17 protein-coding genes and 2 tRNA genes are annotated in these 19,162 nt (G+C 64.1%); 16 read left to right on the forward strand and 3 right to left on the reverse strand.

Annotated elements, in window-relative coordinates; all coding sequences use genetic code 11:
- The first annotated feature begins 22 nt into the window (after positions 1-22).
- From AB4Y63_RS17480 to AB4Y63_RS17550, 15 genes are all read left to right on the forward strand, one after another.
- A tRNA-Val gene (locus AB4Y63_RS17480) sits at positions 23-94 on the forward strand.
- Positions 95-179: 85 nt separating this feature from the next.
- Positions 180-251 (forward strand) — tRNA-Gly (locus AB4Y63_RS17485).
- Between the two features lie 115 nt (positions 252-366).
- A complete protein-coding gene (locus AB4Y63_RS17490; RefSeq protein WP_441792340.1) occupies positions 367-1,434 on the forward strand; it encodes a hypothetical protein in 1,068 nt (355 codons plus the stop codon).
- A 79-nt stretch (positions 1,435-1,513) separates the two neighbouring features.
- A complete protein-coding gene (gene thrS, locus AB4Y63_RS17495) occupies positions 1,514-3,463 on the forward strand; it encodes a threonine--tRNA ligase (RefSeq protein WP_441792398.1) in 1,950 nt (649 codons plus the stop codon).
- Positions 3,464-3,497: 34 nt separating this feature from the next.
- Complete coding sequence (locus AB4Y63_RS17500) at positions 3,498-4,037, forward strand: HIT family protein (protein WP_441792341.1); 540 nt, start codon at positions 3,498-3,500, stop codon at positions 4,035-4,037.
- Between the two features lie 67 nt (positions 4,038-4,104).
- Positions 4,105-5,004, forward strand: coding sequence for a pyridoxal 5'-phosphate synthase lyase subunit PdxS (pdxS, locus tag AB4Y63_RS17505; protein ID WP_441792342.1), 900 nt, complete (start codon positions 4,105-4,107; stop codon positions 5,002-5,004).
- A gap of 10 nt (positions 5,005-5,014) precedes the next feature.
- Entirely contained in the window at positions 5,015-5,608 is a 594-nt protein-coding gene (gene pdxT, locus AB4Y63_RS17510) for a pyridoxal 5'-phosphate synthase glutaminase subunit PdxT (RefSeq protein ID WP_441792343.1), read from the forward strand.
- 137 nt (positions 5,609-5,745) lie between these two features.
- The gene (locus tag AB4Y63_RS17515) at positions 5,746-6,510 is read left to right on the forward strand and encodes a YebC/PmpR family DNA-binding transcriptional regulator (protein WP_441792344.1); all 765 of its coding nucleotides are present in this window, start codon (positions 5,746-5,748) and stop codon (positions 6,508-6,510) included.
- A gap of 4 nt (positions 6,511-6,514) precedes the next feature.
- Positions 6,515-7,144, forward strand: coding sequence for a crossover junction endodeoxyribonuclease RuvC (gene ruvC / locus AB4Y63_RS17520; protein WP_441792345.1), 630 nt, complete (start codon positions 6,515-6,517; stop codon positions 7,142-7,144).
- Positions 7,141-7,776 carry a Holliday junction branch migration protein RuvA gene (gene ruvA / locus AB4Y63_RS17525; RefSeq protein WP_441792346.1) on the forward strand — a complete coding sequence of 212 codons (636 nt, stop codon included), beginning with the start codon at positions 7,141-7,143 and terminating at the stop codon, positions 7,774-7,776. The genes ruvC and ruvA overlap by 4 nt, the downstream gene beginning before the upstream one ends.
- 41 nt (positions 7,777-7,817) lie before the next feature.
- Positions 7,818-8,873, forward strand: coding sequence for a Holliday junction branch migration DNA helicase RuvB (gene ruvB / locus AB4Y63_RS17530; protein ID WP_441792399.1), 1,056 nt, complete (start codon positions 7,818-7,820; stop codon positions 8,871-8,873).
- A 78-nt stretch (positions 8,874-8,951) separates the two neighbouring features.
- Positions 8,952-9,344 carry a preprotein translocase subunit YajC gene (gene yajC / locus AB4Y63_RS17535; RefSeq protein ID WP_441792347.1) on the forward strand — a complete coding sequence of 131 codons (393 nt, stop codon included), beginning with the start codon at positions 8,952-8,954 and terminating at the stop codon, positions 9,342-9,344.
- Positions 9,345-9,407: 63 nt separating this feature from the next.
- The gene (gene secD, locus AB4Y63_RS17540) at positions 9,408-11,123 is read left to right on the forward strand and encodes a protein translocase subunit SecD (protein ID WP_441792348.1); all 1,716 of its coding nucleotides are present in this window, start codon (positions 9,408-9,410) and stop codon (positions 11,121-11,123) included.
- Positions 11,123-12,124, forward strand: coding sequence for a protein translocase subunit SecF (gene secF, locus AB4Y63_RS17545; protein WP_441792349.1), 1,002 nt, complete (start codon positions 11,123-11,125; stop codon positions 12,122-12,124). The genes secD and secF overlap by 1 nt, the downstream gene beginning before the upstream one ends.
- A gap of 167 nt (positions 12,125-12,291) precedes the next feature.
- Positions 12,292-14,544, forward strand: a complete 2,253-nt coding sequence (locus AB4Y63_RS17550) for a RelA/SpoT family protein (RefSeq protein WP_441792350.1) — start codon at positions 12,292-12,294, stop codon at positions 14,542-14,544.
- Between the two features lie 22 nt (positions 14,545-14,566).
- Here the strand turns inward: AB4Y63_RS17550 and AB4Y63_RS17555 are convergent, their stop codons facing one another.
- The 3 genes from AB4Y63_RS17555 to AB4Y63_RS17565 all read right to left on the reverse strand — a co-directional run bounded on the left by AB4Y63_RS17555 (position 14,567) and on the right by AB4Y63_RS17565 (position 17,367).
- Positions 14,567-15,154 (reverse strand): type IV toxin-antitoxin system AbiEi family antitoxin, encoded by a 588-nt coding sequence (locus AB4Y63_RS17555; RefSeq protein WP_441792351.1) that lies wholly within the window; start codon positions 15,152-15,154, stop codon positions 14,567-14,569.
- 86 nt (positions 15,155-15,240) lie between these two features.
- On the reverse strand, positions 15,241-16,473 hold the full coding sequence (locus AB4Y63_RS17560; protein WP_441792352.1) for a DUF349 domain-containing protein: 1,233 nt from the start codon (positions 16,471-16,473) through the stop codon (positions 15,241-15,243).
- Positions 16,474-16,572: 99 nt separating this feature from the next.
- Positions 16,573-17,367: a peptidylprolyl isomerase gene (locus tag AB4Y63_RS17565; protein WP_441792353.1), complete on the reverse strand. Its 795-nt coding sequence runs from the start codon at positions 17,365-17,367 to the stop codon at positions 16,573-16,575.
- Positions 17,368-17,549: 182 nt separating this feature from the next.
- Between AB4Y63_RS17565 and AB4Y63_RS17570 the strand changes: the two genes are divergently transcribed.
- On the forward strand, positions 17,550-18,938 hold the full coding sequence (locus tag AB4Y63_RS17570; RefSeq protein WP_441792354.1) for a replication-associated recombination protein A: 1,389 nt from the start codon (positions 17,550-17,552) through the stop codon (positions 18,936-18,938).
- Positions 18,939-19,162: the final 224 nt, after the last annotated feature.

Consider the following 19,162-nt stretch of genomic DNA (forward strand, 5'->3'; position numbering starts at 1 on the left):
TTGAGACTAGTTCGCAAGATATGGGCGATTGGCGCAGCGGTAGCGCGCTTCCCTGACACGGAAGAGGTCACTGGTTCGATCCCAGTATCGCCCACAGAGAAAAACCCCCGGTAAAACGGGGGTTTTCTTCGTTCAGCTCAACAAAACACGCCCGGCGTGCACTGCTGAGTTGAACACATGCGGATGTGGCGCAGTGGTAGCGCATAACCTTGCCAAGGTTAGGGTCGCGAGTTCGAATCTCGTCATCCGCTCAGAAAAAAGAAGCCCACCAGGGAGACCTGGTGGGCTTCTTGTGTTTGCGGGACATCCCCGTCGGGGGAGCGGATGCGCAGGCCAGATAGGCTCAACCGAGTGCAACTCACCTCGATGCCCTCAACCATTCGCTCGCTCGCTCAAACCCACGCGGTCAGGGTCGAGTCCCGGGCCATCATCGTGGCGGCCGGCGCCTTTCTGCTGTCCGGCCTGGTCGGACTTCTCGTCATGCACGGCACGTTCCTGCCGATCTGGAAGGAATGGTCGGTCGGCTTGCTGGCCATCATCGTCGGAGTCGTCATCGGTGCGGGCGCCTATAGCCTGAGCGCCGTCGACTCCCGCCGTCGGGCACGAGAATCAGGCAGCCTCCCGCGCACACTCCCTCGCTTCATCTGGGACACCACCGCACTGACCTTCACCCATGTCGCCATTCTGGCGATGCTCGGCCTCGTGCTGTTCTCCACCCTGCAGCAGGCCTTCCAGGGACTCGAGGTCGACACGTTGACCGGCACGATGATGGTTGCGTTGAGCGGCGCAGCCAGCGCCTACTTCCTCTACCTCTCGGCCGCGACGACGACGGCGAACAAGATGTCGACGCTTCTCTCCGTCTTTCTCAGCAGCGGCATTCTGCTCAGCATGACGACGACGACCGATCCGCACTGGTGGCAGGCCAACTTCAGCATTCTCGGCACGACCCGCGACTTCTCAAGCCTCACGTTCAATCTGACGCTGATCATCACAGGTGCGACGATCACGATTCTCGCCGACTACGTGACGAGCGACCTGGCCGTCTGGACCGAGAATCTGGTCGGGCGCGCGACCCCGCACATCCGCCTGCTGAAATGGGCGCTGGTGGCCATCGGCGTGCTGCTGGCTTGTGTGGGGCTCGTGCCGGTCAATCAGGCCTTGATCATCCACAACACCGTGGCCACCGGCATGGTGGTCATCTTCGTCGTGCTGATGATCGCGCTGAAGCGACTCCTTCCCGGCTATCCCCAAACGTTCTTCTCCCTCGGCTACGCCTTTCTGATCTGCATCGGCGTTGCCGCGTTCATGTTCTTTCCGGTCGGCTACTACAACCTCACGGCATTCGAGCTGATCGCCTCGGCGCTCATTTTCAGCTGGCTTGTCATTTTTGTACGCAATACCGCTGCCGTCACCGCGGTGTCCAGCTCCCGCTAAAGTTGAGGAGTACATCGAAACAGGGAGTTTTAACGTGGCTGACGGCTTCGCGCTTTTCACCGACCGGTCTGTTGTCGCAATGCGCGTCAACGGTGAGCTGAAAGACCTCGCGACCCAACTCGAGACGACGGATGTCGTCGAGCCCGTCACGATCGACTCGCCTGACGGCCTCAACATTCTTCGCCACTCGGCCGCCCACGTGCTCGCCCAGGCCGTGCAGACCATCAACCCGGAGGCGAAGCTCGGTATCGGCCCGCCCGTCACCGACGGTTTCTACTACGACTTCGACGTGAAGAACCCCTTCACCCCCGAAGACATGAAGGCGATCGAGAAGGCGATGGATCGCATCATCCGCTCCGGCCAGCGTTTCGTGCGCCGGGTTGTGACGGATGACGAGGCTCGCGCCGAACTCGCGAACGAGCCCTTCAAGATTGAACTGATCGGCATCAAGGGTGGCGTCGCCGACCCGGCTGCCGTCGAAGCCGGTGACCTCGGCGGCGACAACGAGTCGGTTGAGGTCGGCGGTGCCGAACTCACCATCTACGACAACGTCGACCCGAAGACCGGGGAGACCATTTGGAAAGACCTCTGCCGCGGCCCGCACTTGCCGAACACCCGCATGATCGGCAACGGCTACTCGCTCACCCGCCTCGCCGCCGCCTACTGGCGCGGTTCCGAGAAGAACCCGCAGCTGCAGCGTGTCTACGGCACCGCATGGCCGACGAAAGACGAACTGCGCGCTTACCAGGCTCGCCAGGAGGAGGCCGCGAAGCGCGACCACCGCAAGCTCGGCGCTGAACTCGACCTGTTCAGCTTCCCCGAAGAACTCGGCAGCGGACTGCCGGTCTTCCACCCCAAGGGCGGCATCATTCGCCAGGAGATGGAAAACTACTCCCGCAAGCGCCACACCGAAGAGGGCTACTCCTTCGTCAACACCCCGCACATCACCAAGGGCAGGCTCTACGAGGTCTCCGGTCACCTCGACTGGTACCGCGACGGCATGTTCCCGCCCATGCACATCGATGCAGAGACGGATGCCGACGGCAACGTCACCCGTGAGGGCGTCGACTACTACCTCAAGCCGATGAACTGCCCGATGCACACGCTCATCTACCGTTCGACGGCGAAGTCGTACCGCGATCTGCCGCTGCGTCTGTTCGAATTCGGCCAGGTCTACCGCTACGAGAAGTCGGGCGTCATCCACGGGCTCACTCGTGTGCGTGGTATGACGCAGGACGACGCGCACATCTACACGACACGCGACCGCATGAAGGAAGAGCTCACCAAGACGCTCAACTTCGTGCTCGGGCTGCTGAAGGACTACGGGCTCGACGACTTCTACCTGGAGCTCTCGACCAAGGACCCCCAGAAGTTCGTCGGCAGCGACGAGATCTGGGAGGAAGCCACAGCCACTCTCGCCGAGGTGGGTGAGGCATCCGGTCTTGAACTCGTCGCCGACCCGGGCGGAGCCGCGTTCTACGGCCCCAAGATCTCGGTGCAGGCGAAGGACGCCCTCGGCCGCACCTGGCAGATGTCGACGATTCAGCTCGACTTCAACACGCCGGAGCGTTTTGAAATCGAGTACACGGCTCCCGACGGTTCACGCCAGCGCCCGGTGATGATTCACCGCGCCCTGTTCGGCTCAATCGAGCGCTTCTTCGGCGTGCTCACCGAGCACTACGCCGGCGCATTCCCGGTCTGGCTCTCACCCGTGCAAGTTGTCGGCATCCCGATCAGCGAGCAGTACGCGCCGTTCCTCGACGACGTCATTGCGCAGCTCAAGGCCGCCGGCGTGCGCGCCGAGGTCGACAACTCAGACGACCGCATGCAGAAGAAGATCCGCAACCACACCAAGGCCAAGGTTCCGTTCCAGCTCATCGTCGGTGAAGAAGACCAGGCCAACGGCGCGGTCAGCTTCCGGTTCCGCGACGGCACGCAGGAAAACGGTGTTCCCGTCGCCGACGCCATCCGTCGCATCGTGGCCTCGATTGAGACCCGCGCCCAGGTGACGACGCAGGGGCAGATCTAACGTGACTGGTGGGGGTGGCGACGAAGTAGGGGGAGTGGAGATCGAGAACTCCTCCGACTTCGCCGGCGTGCCCGACGCGTTCCAGCGTCTCTGGACGCCGCATCGCATGGTCTACATCCAAGACGGGCAGCAGCCGCACTCCGACGACTGCCCGTTCTGCCTCGCTCCGGCAATGGACGACGAGAAGGCCTTGATCGTGGCGCGGGGCACCCACGCCTACGTGTTGCTCAACCTGTTCCCGTACAACAGCGGTCACCTGCTCGTCTGCCCGTACCGCCACGTGGCGAGCTATGCCGACGCCACTGCCGAAGAAGTCGCCGAGATCGCCAGCCTCACCCAGACGGCGATGCGCGTACTGACGGAGACGTCGCGCTGCGACGGTTTCAACATCGGCATGAATCAGGGGCGCATGGCCGGAGCCGGCATCGCCGACCACCTGCATCAGCACCTGGTGCCGCGTTGGAACCACGACTCAAACTTCTTCCCGATCATCGCCGGCACTAAGGCGTTGCCACGGCTGCTCGGCGATGTCCGGCGAGAGATCGCCGACGCGTGGCCGGCAGAAGAAGCCTAGTTTTTCCTCCCACCAGCAGCCCTTGGCTGCGCCCATCACCCCATTACGCAAGGAATAGAATCGAACAATGACTAACACCACCGACTCGCAGTTTGGTTCCAGCCGCGTCAAGCGTGGGCTTGCCGAAATGCTGAAGGGCGGCGTCATCATGGACGTCGTCAACGCTGAGCAGGCCCGCATCGCCGAAGATGCCGGCGCTGTCGCCGTTATGGCCCTGGAACGCGTTCCCGCCGACATCCGTTCACAGGGTGGCGTCGCCCGCATGAGCGACCCCGACCTGATCGACGGCATCCGTGCCGAGGTCTCGATCCCGGTMATGGCGAAGGCCCGTATCGGCCACTTCGTCGAGGCTCAGGTTCTCGAGGCCCTCAACGTCGACTACATCGACGAGTCAGAGGTTCTGAGCCCGGCCGACTACGTCAACCACATCGACAAGTGGAACTTCAACGTTCCCTTCGTCTGTGGCGCGACCAACCTCGGTGAGGCACTCCGCCGCATCAACGAGGGTGCTGCGATGATCCGTTCGAAGGGTGAAGCCGGCACCGGCGACGTCTCAGAGGCGACCAAGCACATCCGCAAGATCAAGGGCGAGATCGCTGCCCTGTCGTCGATGAGCAAGGACGAACTGTACGTTGCCGCCAAGGAACTGCAGGCCCCGTACGCTCTCGTCGCCGAGATCGCCGAGACCGGCAAGCTCCCCGTCGTCCTGTTCACCGCTGGTGGCGTGGCCACTCCGGCCGACGCCGCGATGATGATGCAGCTCGGTGCTGACGGCGTGTTCGTCGGTTCCGGCATCTTCAAGTCGGGCAACCCGGCTCAGCGCGCCGCAGCCGTCGTCAAGGCTGTCACCTTCTTCGACGACGCCAAGGTCATCGCCGAGGTGTCCCGCGGACTCGGTGAGGCCATGGTCGGCATCAACGTCGCCGACCTCGCTGCACCGCACCGTCTCGCCGAGCGCGGCTGGTAACCACCGATTGATGAGCGTCGGAGTACTTGCCCTTCAGGGCGATTTTCGTGAGCATGCGGATGTCCTGCGTGAGTTGGGCGCCGACGTTACGTTCGTTCGTCGCCCGGAAGAACTGGCCCGCATCAGCGGGTTGGTGATTCCGGGCGGCGAGTCCAGCGTGATGGACAAGCTGGCCCGCACGTTCGGCGTGGCCGAACCGTTGCGTGCTGCCGTGCGCGCTGGGCTGCCGGTCTACGGCACCTGCGCCGGCTTGATCATGCTCGCCGACACCATTCTTGATGGAATCGTCGGCCAAGAAGGCATCGGTGGGCTGGACATCGCCGTGCGTCGCAATGCCTTTGGCTCGCAGACCGAGTCCTTCGAGATCGACCTGGCTGTTCCGGCACTCGGACGGGCACCGGTTCACGCGGCGTTCATCCGGGCGCCCGTCGTCGAGACCGTCGGTCCGCGTGCGCGAGCATTGGCGACACTGCCCGACGGTCGTTGCGTTGCGGTTGAGCAGGGAAACCTGCTTGGAACCTCGTTCCACCCCGAGATCACGGGGGAGCACCGCTTTCACGAGTACTTCCTGCAGAAGGTTCAGACCGCGGCATTCGCTGCCTGACTTCTCGAGAATTCACAGCCCCCGCGCGGTCTCTCCGCGCGGGGGCTGTGCTGTTCTAGAATGGGTGGGCACCCAGTGGGTGCACCGATTTTGCACGTGCAACTCAGGCAACGAGCAAGCGACACAACGGGAGATTCATGTCCGGGCACTCCAAGTGGGCCACCACCAAGCACAAGAAGGCCATTACCGACTCGCGTCGGGCGAAGGCATTCGCGAAGCTCATCAAGAACATCGAAGTTGCCGCCAAGATGGGCGGCGCCGACCTCTCCGGCAACCCGACCCTGGTCGACGCCATCCAGAAGGCGAAGAAGACTTCTGTTCCGAACGACAACATTGACCGCGCCGTCAAGCGCGGCGCCGGGCTCAGCGGTGAGTCGGTCGACTACACGACGATCATGTACGAAGGCTATGCGGGCCACGGCGTCGCCATCATGATCGAGTGTCTGACCGACAACAAGAACCGCGCCGCCGCCGAGGTGCGCACCGCCATGAAGAGCCACGGCGGCACCATGGCCGATCCGGGAAGCGTCGCCTACAACTTTCACCGCAAGGGCATCGTCGTTGTTCCGAAGATCGCCGGCCTGACCGAAGACGACGTGCTGATGGCCGTTCTCGACGCCGGTGCCGAAGAGGTCGTCGACGAGGGCGAGACCTTCGAGGTCTTCTCTGAGGCCAGCGACCTCGTTGCCACGCGCACCGCGCTGCAGGACGCCGGGATCGACTACGACTCAGCGGATGCCGCTTTCGTGCCGTCGCTCAAGGTCGAGGTCGACGCCGAGAACGCCCGCAAGGTGTTCCGCCTGATCGACGCCCTCGAAGACCTCGACGATGTTCAGAACATCTACAGCAACTACGACCTCTCGCCCGAGGTTCAGGCGGAGCTTCAAGCCGAGTCCGAGTAGTCCCGTGTCGGTCCGGGTGCTCGGAATCGACCCGGGCCTCACCCGGTGCGGGGTCGGCGTTGTCGACGTTGCCGGCAACCGCTCGGCAACGCTGGTCGACGTCACGGTGCTCCGCAGCACACCGGACATGGCGCTGGAGAAACGACTGCTGCTGATCAGTCGTGGCATTGCCGAACTGCTCGACCGGCACCAGCCTCAATTCGTGGCGATCGAGCGCGTCTTCGCCCAGCAGAACGTGAGCACGGTGATGGGCGTTGCCCAGATCAGTGGCGTGGCCCTCGTGCTGGCCGCCGAGCGCGGGCTTCCCGTGACATTGCACACCCCGAGTGAGGTGAAGGCCGCGATCACCGGCTTCGGTGGCGCAGAGAAGAAGCAGGTCGGCACGATGGTCGCCCGCATCCTCGGCCTGGCCGAAATCCCGAAACCCGCGGATGCCGCCGACGCGCTGGCTTTGGCAATCTGTCACGCCTGGCGCACCGGCGCCGCAGGCGGAACCCTGCCGACCGTCGGCTCCCTCGCAGCCGGCGCCGGTTCGCCCGCCGGGGCCGGCAGCCTCACTCCCGCACAACAGGCATGGCGCGCCGCGGAGCGCAACGCCTCGGTGTCAGCGGTGCCGCGTAGTCTAAAGCGGTGATCTCCTCAGTACGTGGCCCCGTTCTCTCTGCCCTTGGCAGCATTGTCGTCATCGAGGTCGGAGGCATCGGCCTGGCCCTGCAAGTGACGCCCGCCACCGCTTTGTCGGTGAGGATCGGCGACGAAGCCCGGCTGATGACCACCCTCATCGTGCGCGAAGACTCACTCACCCTGTACGGCTTCATCAGCGCAGAAGAACTCGCGGTCTTCGAACTGTTGGTGGGAGTGACCGGCGTCGGCCCCAAGTCGGCGCTGGGTGTGCTCGCGGCGCTGACGCCCAACCAAATCGCTCAGGCGGTGACGACTGAAAACGATGCGGCATTTCGCAAGGTCAGCGGCATCGGACCGAAGACCGCCAAGCTGATCGTCGTGTCGCTGGCGGGCAAGGTGCATGTGAGCGCCGCCTCAGCAGGCGACGGCGTCGCAACCCGACCCGGCAACGCCTCATCGGTGTCCGCGACGGTGCAGGCTGCCTTGATCGGACTCGGCTGGTCGGAGCGTGTCGCCGCTGAAGCCGTCGAAGAGACACTGCGCGACGCGCCGGAGGCCGATCAGGCCGTGGTCGCCTCTATTCTTCGCCTGTCGCTGGCCCGTCTGGGCCCGGCGCAGCACACGGCCGGACGACGCTCATGAGCCCTGACGCAGTCTTCGGGCGAACACCCGGTGAAAACTCGATGTACGAGGCGGAACAAGCCGGTGACGATCTGACGAACCCGATCATCGAGGGTGACGTTGAGTTGGCCTTCGAGGGAGCGTTGCGCCCTCACAGCCTGGCCGAGTTCGTCGGTCAAGAGAAGGTGCGCGGCCAGCTGCAATTGCTGCTCACCGCAGCCACCATGCAGCAGCGCACCCCCGACCACATTCTGCTCGCCGGTCCGCCCGGGCTCGGCAAGACCACCCTCGCCATGATCGTCGCCCATGAGGGCAACCGGCCACTGCGCATGTCGAGTGGCCCGGCGATTCAGCATGCCGGCGACCTGGCCGCTGTGCTGTCGTCGCTGATGCCGGGGGAGGTGCTTTTCATTGATGAAATCCACCGGATGGCACGCTCGGCCGAAGAAATGCTCTACCTGGCGATGGAAGATTTTCGGATCGACATCATGGTCGGCAAGGGCGCAGGAGCGACGTCGGTTCCGCTCGACCTTGCCCCCTTCACCCTGGTGGGGGCGACCACCAGGGCCGGCCTGCTTCCGAACCCGCTGCGCGACCGGTTCGGCTTCACCGCGCACCTCGAGTTCTATGCGGAGAGCGAGCTCGAGCAGGTGCTCACCCGGGCCGCGCCACTGCTCGGACTGACAATCGACAAGCGCGCCCTGGCCGAGATCGCCGGTCGCTCACGCGGCACGCCGCGTATCGCCAACCGGCTTCTGCGCCGGGTGCGAGACTATGCCCTCGTTTATGGCGGGGGAGAGAAGGGCGGGGAGGCGAATCTCGACGCCGTTCACGCCGCGCTCGAACTCTACGATGTCGACCCGATCGGTCTGGATCGACTCGACCGCGAGGTCATGAAGATCATTCTGACCCGTTTTGGGGGTGGGCCGGTTGGCCTGAATACGCTGGCCGTTTCGGTCGGAGAAGAGGCCGAAACTGTCGAAGCGGTCGTTGAGCCCTTCTTAGTGCGGATAGGATTCCTCACACGCACGCCGCGAGGCCGTGTCGCAACGCCCTCGGCATGGAGTCATTTTGGATTGAGTCATCCTCAGGCTGGTCTCACACTTGATGATCTATAATTCAGGTTGGTTCGCATTCCCGCTCAGTATTCAACTGCTGCGGTTGACTAGCCGCAATCGAAAGGTTTTCTGAGTTTCATGGATCTAATGACTCTTGTCATGCTCGCCGTACTGGCCGTGCTGGTTTTCTTCATGTTCCGCAATGGGCGCAAGCGCAAGGCTGACCAGGAGAAGCTGCAGTCCACGATGGTTCCGGGCGCCGACGTGATGACCAACTTCGGTCTCTACGGCACCATTGTGTCGATTGACGAAGAACAGAACAAGGTTGCGCTCGAGATTGCTCCGGGCACGATCGTCAACATTCACCGTCAGACCATCGCACGCGTCGTCGAGCCCATCGAGGCCGTCGTCGCCGATGAGACCGACGGTGTAGAGCTCAACCAGGACCACGCCACTCTCCTGGGTGAGCCGGAATTCGGTCAGCGCGTCGACACCGATGGTGACAGCGAGCCCAAAAAGGGCAACGCGTAACAATCCCTCTCCCGTGCCCGCGCTCTTCAGCGCGGGCACGAGCATAGAAAGCTGAGTTCATAGGTGGCAAAGTCGTCCCCGGTTAAGAAGGCCTGGCGTTCTCTCTCCTGGCTAGGCGTGATTATTATCGGCCTCTTCGCGATTAACGCCATTGGCGTTTTTACCGGGGGAGGATCGTGGACACCCAAGCTCGCTCTTGACCTTGAGGGCGGAACTCAGATCATCCTCGCGCCGAAAGTGGCGTCGGGCGAGACTGTCTCAGAAGAGCAGCTCAACCAAGCAGTGTCGATCATCCGTCAGCGCATCGACTCCTCTGGAGTCTCCGAGGCGGAGATCAACACCAGCGGTCAGAACATCGTCGTCTCCATTCCGGGCACCCCGGACAAAGAGACGATCAACCGCATCGAATCGTCGGCCAAGCTTGAGTTCCGGCCCGTCCTGGCCGCCGGCCAGCCGTCCGCATCGAGCGTCGGCGGCGATGGCACAGCCTCGCCCACCCCGGCCCCGATCGACCCGAACCTGTCGACCACGCCGACCGCGAAGCCGACGGATGCCAGTGACCTCGCCTACATCACCCCCGCCTTGCAGGCCGAGTACGACGCCTTCGACTGCGGCACGATCAACACGACGAACGTCGCTCCGGCTGACGAACCGCTGATCACGTGTGAGACCGACGGCTCCGTGAAGTACATCCTCGGCCCGGTCGAGGTCAGCGGTGAGAGCATCACCGACGCAACGAGTGGTCAGCGCACCACCCAGAGCGGAGCGACCACCGGCGAGTGGGTCGTCAACATGACCTTCGATTCGAAGGGGACCAAGGCATTCGCCGACGTCACCCAGCGTCTGAGCGGCCTCCAGGGCGTGCAGAACCAGTTCGCCATCGTGCTGGACGGCAAGGTCATTTCGGCCCCGCGCACCCTCGCCGTGATCACCAACGGCAAGCCGGAGATCAGCGGTAACTTCACCCAGGAGTCGGCCAAGGCCCTCGCCGATTCGCTCAAGTTCGGCGCCCTGCCGATCAGCTTCGTCGTGCAGAGCAACGAGACGATTTCAGCGACTCTCGGCACCACCCAGCTGGTCAGCGGCCTCATCGCCGGTCTGATCGGTTTGATCCTGGTGGTGATCTATTCGCTGATCCAATACCGGATGCTCGGCTTCGTCACCGTGGCCTCGTTGGCCGTCGCATTCCTCATCACCTATTTGGTCATCACGATCCTGTCGTGGCGGGAAGGCTATCGACTCTCGCTGGCCGGTGTGGCCGGTCTGATCGTCGCCATCGGTATTACGGCTGACTCGTTCATCGTCTACTTCGAACGCGTTCGAGACGAACTCCGGGATGGCCGAGGTCTGGAATCGTCGATCGAGGCCGGCTGGAAGCGGGCGATCCGCACGATTCTTGCCTCGGACACCGTGAACTTCCTCGCCGCCGCCGTGCTCTTCATCGTCGCGGTCGGCAGCGTCAAGGGCTTTGCACTCACCCTTGGTCTCACCACGATCGTCGACGTCATCGTCGTCATCCTCTTCACCCACCCGGTGCTGCAGCTGTTGGGTCAGACCCGGTTCTTCGGCGAGGGCCACAAGTTCAGCGGCCTCGATCCGAGAGCATTGGGCGCCGCCTATCGGGGCCGGGCCCAGTTCCGGCCGTCGGCGGCCGTCGCATCCACCAAGGTCGCTTCTTCCAGTAAAGAAGCAGCCAAACGTCAGACCATCGCCGAGCGGAAGGCCGCCGAACTGGCTGCCGCGAATTCCGATCAGTCGACCGAGGGGAAGAACTCCTAATGGCTAGTTTCGCCCAGTTCGGAAACGACCTGCACACCGGTAAGCGTTCGTTCAACATCATCGGTCGCCGCAAGCTCTGGTACTCGATCGCCGTGGTGATGATGTTGATCGCCCTCGTCGGCCCATTCCTGCGCGGCGGATTCGTCTTCGGGATCGAGTTCACCGGCGGGTCCGAGTTCATCATCTCGGATGTCCCCACTCAGAACCAGACGCCGGCCAACGAGGCCGTCGCTTCGGTCGTGCCCGAGGCTGTACCGAAGGTCACCACCGTCGGCACCAACACCATCCGTGTGCAGACTGACCAGCTGACCAGCGATCAGAGCCGTGAGCTGAGCGACGCCCTCGCCACGGCGTACGACGTGCCGGGCACCCAGGTGACCTCCTCGTTCATCGGCCCGTCGTGGGGCGCCGACATCACCGGACAGGCCCTGCGCGGCCTGGCCATCTTCTTGGTGCTGGCCGCCGTTGTGATGGCCCTGTACTTCCGCACCTGGAAGATGTCGCTTGCGGCGATGATCGCCCTGATTCACGACTTGATCATCACCGCCGGCGTCTATGGCATCACCGGTTTTGAGATCACCCCGGCCGCGGTGATCGGATTCCTCACGATCCTGGGTTACTCGCTCTATGACACGGTCGTGGTCTTCGACAAGGTTCGAGAGAACACCGCAGAAGAGTCGAACCGCACCTTTGCGGGCTCGGTGAACCTCGCGGTGAACCAGACCCTGGTGCGCTCGATCAACACTTCAGTGGTGGCGCTTTTGCCGGTCGCGTCGATTCTGTTCATCGGAGCGTTCCTGCTCGGTGCCGGTACCTTGCGCGACATCTCGCTGGCTCTGCTCATCGGTATGCTCGTCGGCACCTACTCGACGATCTTCATCGCAGCTCCGCTTTACTCGCAGCTGCGTGAGAACGAGCCGGCCATTCGCAAGGCCGACAAGAAGGCGCTCGCGCTCCGGGCCAAGGCCGACCAGCAGGCCGGATCCGAAGTCACGGTCTGATCTGCTCGGTGATCGACGAGACGGGGGCGTCTGCTGCGTGAGCGGCGGGTGTACCCCGTTTCGTCGTTTCCGAGGGTTCTGTGTCGGCATCCTGGTCACGCGCCCTCACTGCAGCAGCGATAATTAAGAACTGAGCACTTGGTGGCTCGTAGAGGTGAGGTCACGTGATGAGCGACACAACGACTCCGTCGGCCGCGTCACTGCGCCGTCTAGTTCCCCGCATCTTCTCCCGAGCGCAACCGGTCGGCGCCGTTGACACGCTGATCAAGACGGTTCGGATGCATCATCCGAAGGCCGATCTGGCGATCATCGAGCGTGCCTACACCGCAGCAGAACGTGCCCACTCCGGCCAGAAACGCCGGAGCGGCGAGCCGTACATCACCCACCCGGTCGCCGTCGCGCAGATTCTTGCCGATCTGGGCATCGGCCCGAAGACCGTCGCGGCGGCACTGCTGCACGACACCGTCGAAGACACCGAGTACACCCTCGACCAGTTGCGCGCCGACTTCGGTGACGAGATCGCCATGCTGGTCGACGGCGTCACCAAACTCGACAAGGTCAAGTACGGCGACAGCACTCAGGCTGAGACCGTCCGCAAGATGATTGTGGCGATGTCGAAAGACATCCGGGTTCTGATCATCAAGCTGGCCGACCGGCTGCACAACGCGCGCACCTGGGGCTTCGTGCCGGCGGAGTCGGCGGCTCGCAAGGCGACCGAAACGCTTGAAATCTATGCCCCGCTCGCGCACCGCCTCGGTATCCAGGCGATCAAATGGGAGCTGGAAGACCTCTCCTTCGCGGTGCTCTACCCCAAGCTCTACGCCGAGATCGAGAGCCTCGTCAAACAGCGCACTCCGCAGCGCGAAGAGTTTGTGCAGCAGGTCATCGACAACATCAATGAAGATCTGAAGGCCGCACGCATTCGGGGCAAGGTTGCCGGGCGACCGAAGCAGTATTACTCGATCTATCAGAAGATGGTCGTGCGCGGTCGCGAGTTCGACGAGATCTACGACCTGGTCGGCATCCGTGTTCTCGTCAACTCGGTGCGTGACTGTTACGCGGTGCTCGGTGCGATCCATGCCCGCTGGACGCCGCTGCCCGGTCGGTTCAAGGACTACATCGCCACCCCCAAGTTCAACCTCTATCAGTCGCTTCACACGACCGTGCTCGGCCCGAGCGGTCGCCCGGTAGAGATTCAGATCCGCACCCAGGAAATGCACCAGCGCGCCGAGTTCGGTGTGGCCGCCCACTGGAAGTACAAGGAGCAGGTCAACGGCAAGTCGGCCGGCGGCTCCTCGCCGAACGACACCGACATGGCCTGGCTCGCGCACATTTCAGACTGGCAAGCCGAGACCGCCGACCCCGGCGAGTTCCTCGACTCCCTGCGCTACGAGATCGGTGCCAAAGAGGTCTACGTCTTCACGCCGAAGGGCCGGGTGATCGGATTGCCCGCCGGCGCGACCCCGGTTGACTTCGCCTACGCCGTGCACACCGAGGTCGGGCATCGCACGATGGGCTCCAAGGTCAACGGCCGTCTCGTGCCGCTGGAGAGCACGCTCAACACCGGCGACGTCGTCGAGGTCTTCACCTCGAAGAACCCCGACTCGGGTCCAAGTCAGGACTGGCTGAACTTCGTCAAGAGTCCCCGCGCACGCAACAAGATTCGCCAGTGGTTCACAAAAGAACGCCGCGACGAGGCGATCGAGCAGGGCCGCGACGCCATTGCCCGTGCGATGCGCAAGCAGAACCTGCCGTTGCAGAAGCTGATGAACCAGGACTCCTTCGCGGAAGTCGCGGCTCAGCTGAAGTATGAAGACGTCTCGGCGCTGTACGCTGCCGTCGGCGAGGGTCACGTGTCGACCCAGTCGGTGCTCGAGAAGGTCGTCGCGTCACTGCAGACCGTCGAAGAGATCTACAGCACCGATCTTCCCGTAGCACCGCGGGGCCGCACGCAGACCCTGCGCAGCAGCGACTCGGGCATCCTCGTGCGCGGTGCCCCCGACATCCTGGTCAAGCTCGCACGGTGCTGCACTCCGGTTCCCGGCGACGAGATCGTCGGGTTCATCACCCGCGGTTCCGGCGTCTCGGTGCACCAGAAGTCCTGTCACAACGTGCAATCGCTGCTCAAGGAACCCGAGCGGATGATCGACGTCGAGTGGGCGCCCACCTCGAAGAGTCTCTTCATGGTGCAGATTCAGATCGAGGCTCTCGACCGTTCCGGACTGCTCTCCGACGTCACTCGCGTGCTGTCTGAGCATCACGTCAACATTCTGTCTGCGACGGTCAACACGTCGAGCGCCAGGCTCGCGCTCAGTCGGTTCGTGTTCGAGATGGGCGACACCACCCACCTGGACCGGGTGCTGAACGCGGTGCGGCGCATTGACGCCGTCTACGACGTGTACCGGGTCAGCGACGGCTAGATCGTCACCGCGCGGGGCATCATCATTCACGGCCCAGCAACGCATCCTCGCCATCGCCGTCGAGGATGCGCTGCGTCGCCGTCAACCGCCCGAGTGCTCGCAGCGCCTCCGCCTTGGAATGCGCGATGAGGCCGTCGGCGACGGGATCGACCGTGCTGTGACCGCTGTACCGAAGCAGGCGCGCCACGATGCAGGGAAGAGCCGGCGCGCTCGATGACTCCCACCGGGTCAGATCGATGGCCGTGCGGAGCGGCGTCGTGACCGAAATCCCGCCGATCAGCTGGGTGTCTTCACTCACCTGCCGCAGCTCGCGCACCTGAAACCGAGGTGACGACGGTATGACCGCTCGCGCCCGGGTGTCAACGCAGACTCGGTGCTGAGCCGGCTCAGGCGCGACCCCGTAAATCCAGGCGGCGCTCGACAGCTCGACGATCGCGCGGCGGGGGAGGAGACGTGCGATGGCCAGGGCCCGAGTGGCAGGTTCAACGCGCACATCGATCGGACACCATAACTCGCCGAGACCGAAGAGTTCGCCATCGAGGCGGGCGCTCGACAGCTCCGCGATCGGAAGTTCGGCAGCGCTGAGCACGGAAGCGAGTCGGTAATTCATTCGCCCAGACTCGTGGTCGAGGGTCGCGCCCACAGAAAAAGGCCAGGATCTGTGGACAGATCCTGGCCTCGTGACGCTGTGGAGCGTTACTTCTCGATTGCGTTCAGCCAGGCCTTGCGGGCGGCGAGAGCCTCGGTGGCCTCGGCGATAGCCGCGGCATCCTTGCTCGCCTCAGCCTCGGCCAGTTCGGCCTCGAGCTTGGCGATCGCATCGTGCAGCTGGCCGGCGAGCCCGGCGGTGCGCGCCTGGGTCTCGGGGTTGTTGCGCTTCCAGTGGTCGTCATCGAGCTTGCGCACGGCAGCTTCGACCTTGCGCATGCGATCCTCGACGACCTTGACCTGGTCGCGCGGAACCTTGCCGATCTCATCCCAGCGTCGCTGGATGCCCGACAGCGTGGTGCGCGCCTTGGTGCGGTCGGTCTCGGTGAGCAGCGCTTCGGCCTCCGTCAGAAGCTCAAGCTTCTGCTCGAGGTTGCCGGCGAATTCTTCGTTCTCGAGAGCGTCGACTTCGGACTTCGCGCCGTAGAGCACATCTCCGGCAGCCTTGAACTTCGCCCACATGGCGTCGTCCTGCTTCTTGCCGCTGCGGCCGGCGAGCTTCCACTCGTCGAGCAGGGTGCGGTAGCTGTTGATTCCGTCGGCACCCTGCGGGGCGAGGGCTTCAGCCTGCGCGATCAGCTGCTGCTTGCGGTTGCGAACATCTTTGTGTGCGCTGTCGAGCTCAGCGAAGAATGCCTTGCGGTTCTGCTCGATGGTGGTGCGCGCGGCACGGAACCGCTTCCAGAGCTCGTTCGCCTCACCCTTCGGGATGCGCGGCGCGTCGTGCTGGTGCGCCTGCCACTTCACGAAGAGAGCGTCGAGGGCTGCGCTGGTCTGCTTCCACTGCGTCTTCGCGGGGTCTTCAGCGGCGAGCCGCTCGGCCTCTTCGACGATGGCTGCACGCTCGGCGAGGGCGGCGGCAGACTGAGCCTTGGCCTCTGCGCCCTGCTGCTCTGTCAGCTCGCTGACGGTGCCGCCGAGGGCTCCGAGACGCTCGGTGAGCGCGGCGAGGTTGCCGACTGCATTGGCGTTCACCAGTGCGGCCTGCAGGTTGGCGACGGCCTTCGCGATGTCGGCAGCGGGAGCGCCGCCCTTGGCACGCTGCTCGAGAAGCGTCACCTGACCGTTCAATTCGACGTATTTACGCTCGAAGTAAGCGAGCGCCTCCGCCGGAGTGGCGTCGGGGTACTGCCCAACGGCACGTTCGCCTGACGCCTCGCGCACGTAAACCGTGCCGGTTTCGTCTACGCGACCCCATGGTTGCTGATCTGTCGTAGTCAAGAGCCTCACCTTAAATTAGTTGTCCGCCCGTCAACGGGCCGATACAACGGGCCAATACGGGCACAAGCCTATTGCAAGCCGACCGGCACCCGGAAGTTACTACTGAACTGTTACTGATGTGATTGTCGTCGGGACCACTGGGGCGCCATCCGTTTTGCCGTCGACGACGCCGGCATCCGTGATTTTCGCCTTGAGCTCATCGAGCCCGCTCGTGATCTTTCCGAGGACCGTGTAGCCGCCGGCGGCATCCGCGGGAATCGTGGTGTCGTCGTAGACGATGAAGAACTGGCTGCCCATGCTGGACGCATTGCCACCGGCGCGAGCCATGGCCAGGGTGCCGGCCGGGTAGACATCGTCGGTCGGCGCATTCTCGATGGGTCCGTAGCTGTAGCCCGGACCGCCGGTGCCGTCGCCGCTCGGGTCGCCGCACTGCAGCACGAAGAATCCGCCGTTGGTAAGGCGGTGGCAGGAGACCCCGTTGTAGAAGCCCTTCTGAATCAGGCTGATGGTCGACGACACGCCCTGCGGGGCCGCGGCGCCGTCAAGCTCGAAGCCGAGCGGCACGTCGTTGAGGGTCAGTGTGCCCGTCCAGGTGCGGTCTTCGGCGAGCGTGCTCGGCGGGACATCGCCGGTGTTTGCAGCGGGAGCTCCCGGCGTCGGAGACGGCGAGGCGGAGGGCGTTGCCGACGGAGTCGCTTCGGGGGTTCCCGGGCCGCCGTTGAAATAGAGCAGCTGGGCGCCGAGGGCAAGCGTGAGCACAATGAGAAGGACGCTGCCGGCGACGATGTTGTCCCGCTTGCGACGCTTCTGCTGGGCTTCGTTCACGGTGCGGCGCGCCTGGTAGCTGCGCACGCGAGCACGTGCTTCGCGATCCTGCTTGGGGTTCTGTGCCACTCGAGTCCTCCTGATTGGCCGGGGGGCCGGCGGTTCTGGTGGCGCCCGTGCGGTCGCCAGACAGTAGAAGGCCGGGACATCACAGCCCCGGACCTCGTTGAACTCTACGCAACCTGGCGAAACTGAACAAATGCCTGAACGGCCAGGCGTTCGCCGTCGGCGGCACAAACTACGCTTGAGGCATGTCGGATGCTCAACCAGGCCTGCAGCCCGGACTGCAGCGAGGCGCCACGCCTCTTGCGGTGCGCATGCGCCCAAAAAGTCTCGACGAGGTGGCAGGTCAACGTCATTTGCTGACGCCGGGCTCGCCTCTCGTCAGCCTGGCGAGCGACAAGACCGGGCAGCAGGGTTCGGTCTCGGTCATTCTCTGGGGCCCTCCCGGCACGGGCAAGACGACATTGGCCCAGGCGATCGCGCACAGCTCAGGCCGTCGGTTCGTCGAACTCTCGGCGGTGACCGCCGGGGTGCGTGACGTGCGTCAGGTGATGGAGGAGGCGCGCACGAGCCGCGACCTCTACGGCCTCTCGACGGTGCTCTTCCTCGATGAGATCCACCGGTTCAGCAAAGCGCAGCAAGACGCCTTGCTGCCGGGCGTCGAGAACGGCGTCATTATTCTCGTCGCCGCCACCACCGAGAACCCGTCGTTCTCGGTCATCTCGCCGCTGCTGTCGCGTTCCCTGTTGCTCACCCTCGAAGTACTGAGCGACGAAGACCTCGGCGTCGTCGTCGATCGCGCTGTGGTCGACGACCGAGGTCTGGCCGACGGGTTCGTGCTCGAAACCGACGCGCGCGCCGCAATCATCCGGTTGGCATCCGGCGACGCACGCCGGGCACTGACCGCGTTGGAGGCGGCGTCGGTGTCTGCCGCGTCCTCGGCTCTCGTCGCACCCAGCACCACGGCCAAAGCACGCAAGTCAAGCACGGCGACACGCAAGCCCGTGATCACGACCGAGGTCGTCGCCCTGGCCGTCGACCGCGCGCTGCTGCGCTACGACCGCAACGGCGACGAGCACTACGACGTGATCAGCGCGTTCATCAAGTCGGTACGCGGCTCGGATGTCGACGCGTCGCTGCACTACCTCGCCCGCATGATCGAGGCCGGCGAAGACGCCCGCTTCATCGCGCGCCGCATTATCGTGCTCGCCTCGGAAGACATCGGGATGGCCGACCCGCAGGCGCTTGTGATCGCTGTCGCCGCGGCCGACGCGGTTCAGCTGATCGGCATGCCGGAGGGGCGGATCCCGCTCGCGCAGGCGGTTGTGCATCTGGCCACCGCGCCGAAGTCCAACGCCGCGTACATGGCCATCGATGCCGCCATCGGTGATGTGCGCGCCGGCAAGGCCGGTCGCGTGCCCAAGCATTTGCGCGATGCCCACTACGCCGGCGCCAAGCGGCTCGGGCATGGCAAGGGGTACAAGTACCCCCACGACGACGCCCTGGGCGTGCTTGCTCAGCAGTATCCGCCCGACGAATTGAAGCGAGTGCGCTACTACGAACCGACGGAGCACGGCAACGAGCGCGAAATCTCGGCCCGACTGATCAAGATCCGCAGGATCGTACGGGGAGAGTGACATGCCGCGGTGCCGCGCTCACTCGTGAGGGCGGCACTCTGTGTTAGTCTGGTCGCTGCCTACTACTGATCTCGGCGTGCGGCTGCGACTGAGATCAGAGAGTTGGGATTCGCTCTGTAGCCGAGCGGCCCGTGGCAACACCCCTCTGACTTTCCCCGGGCATCCGGCCCTGTCTTCGTGACAGCCTGTCTGTGCCTGGGATTCCCTGTTTGAGATTTATTGAA

This window comes from Leifsonia sp. YAF41, assembly GCF_052113185.1.
In the GTDB taxonomy this organism is placed as follows: Bacteria; Actinomycetota; Actinomycetes; order Actinomycetales; family Microbacteriaceae; genus Cryobacterium.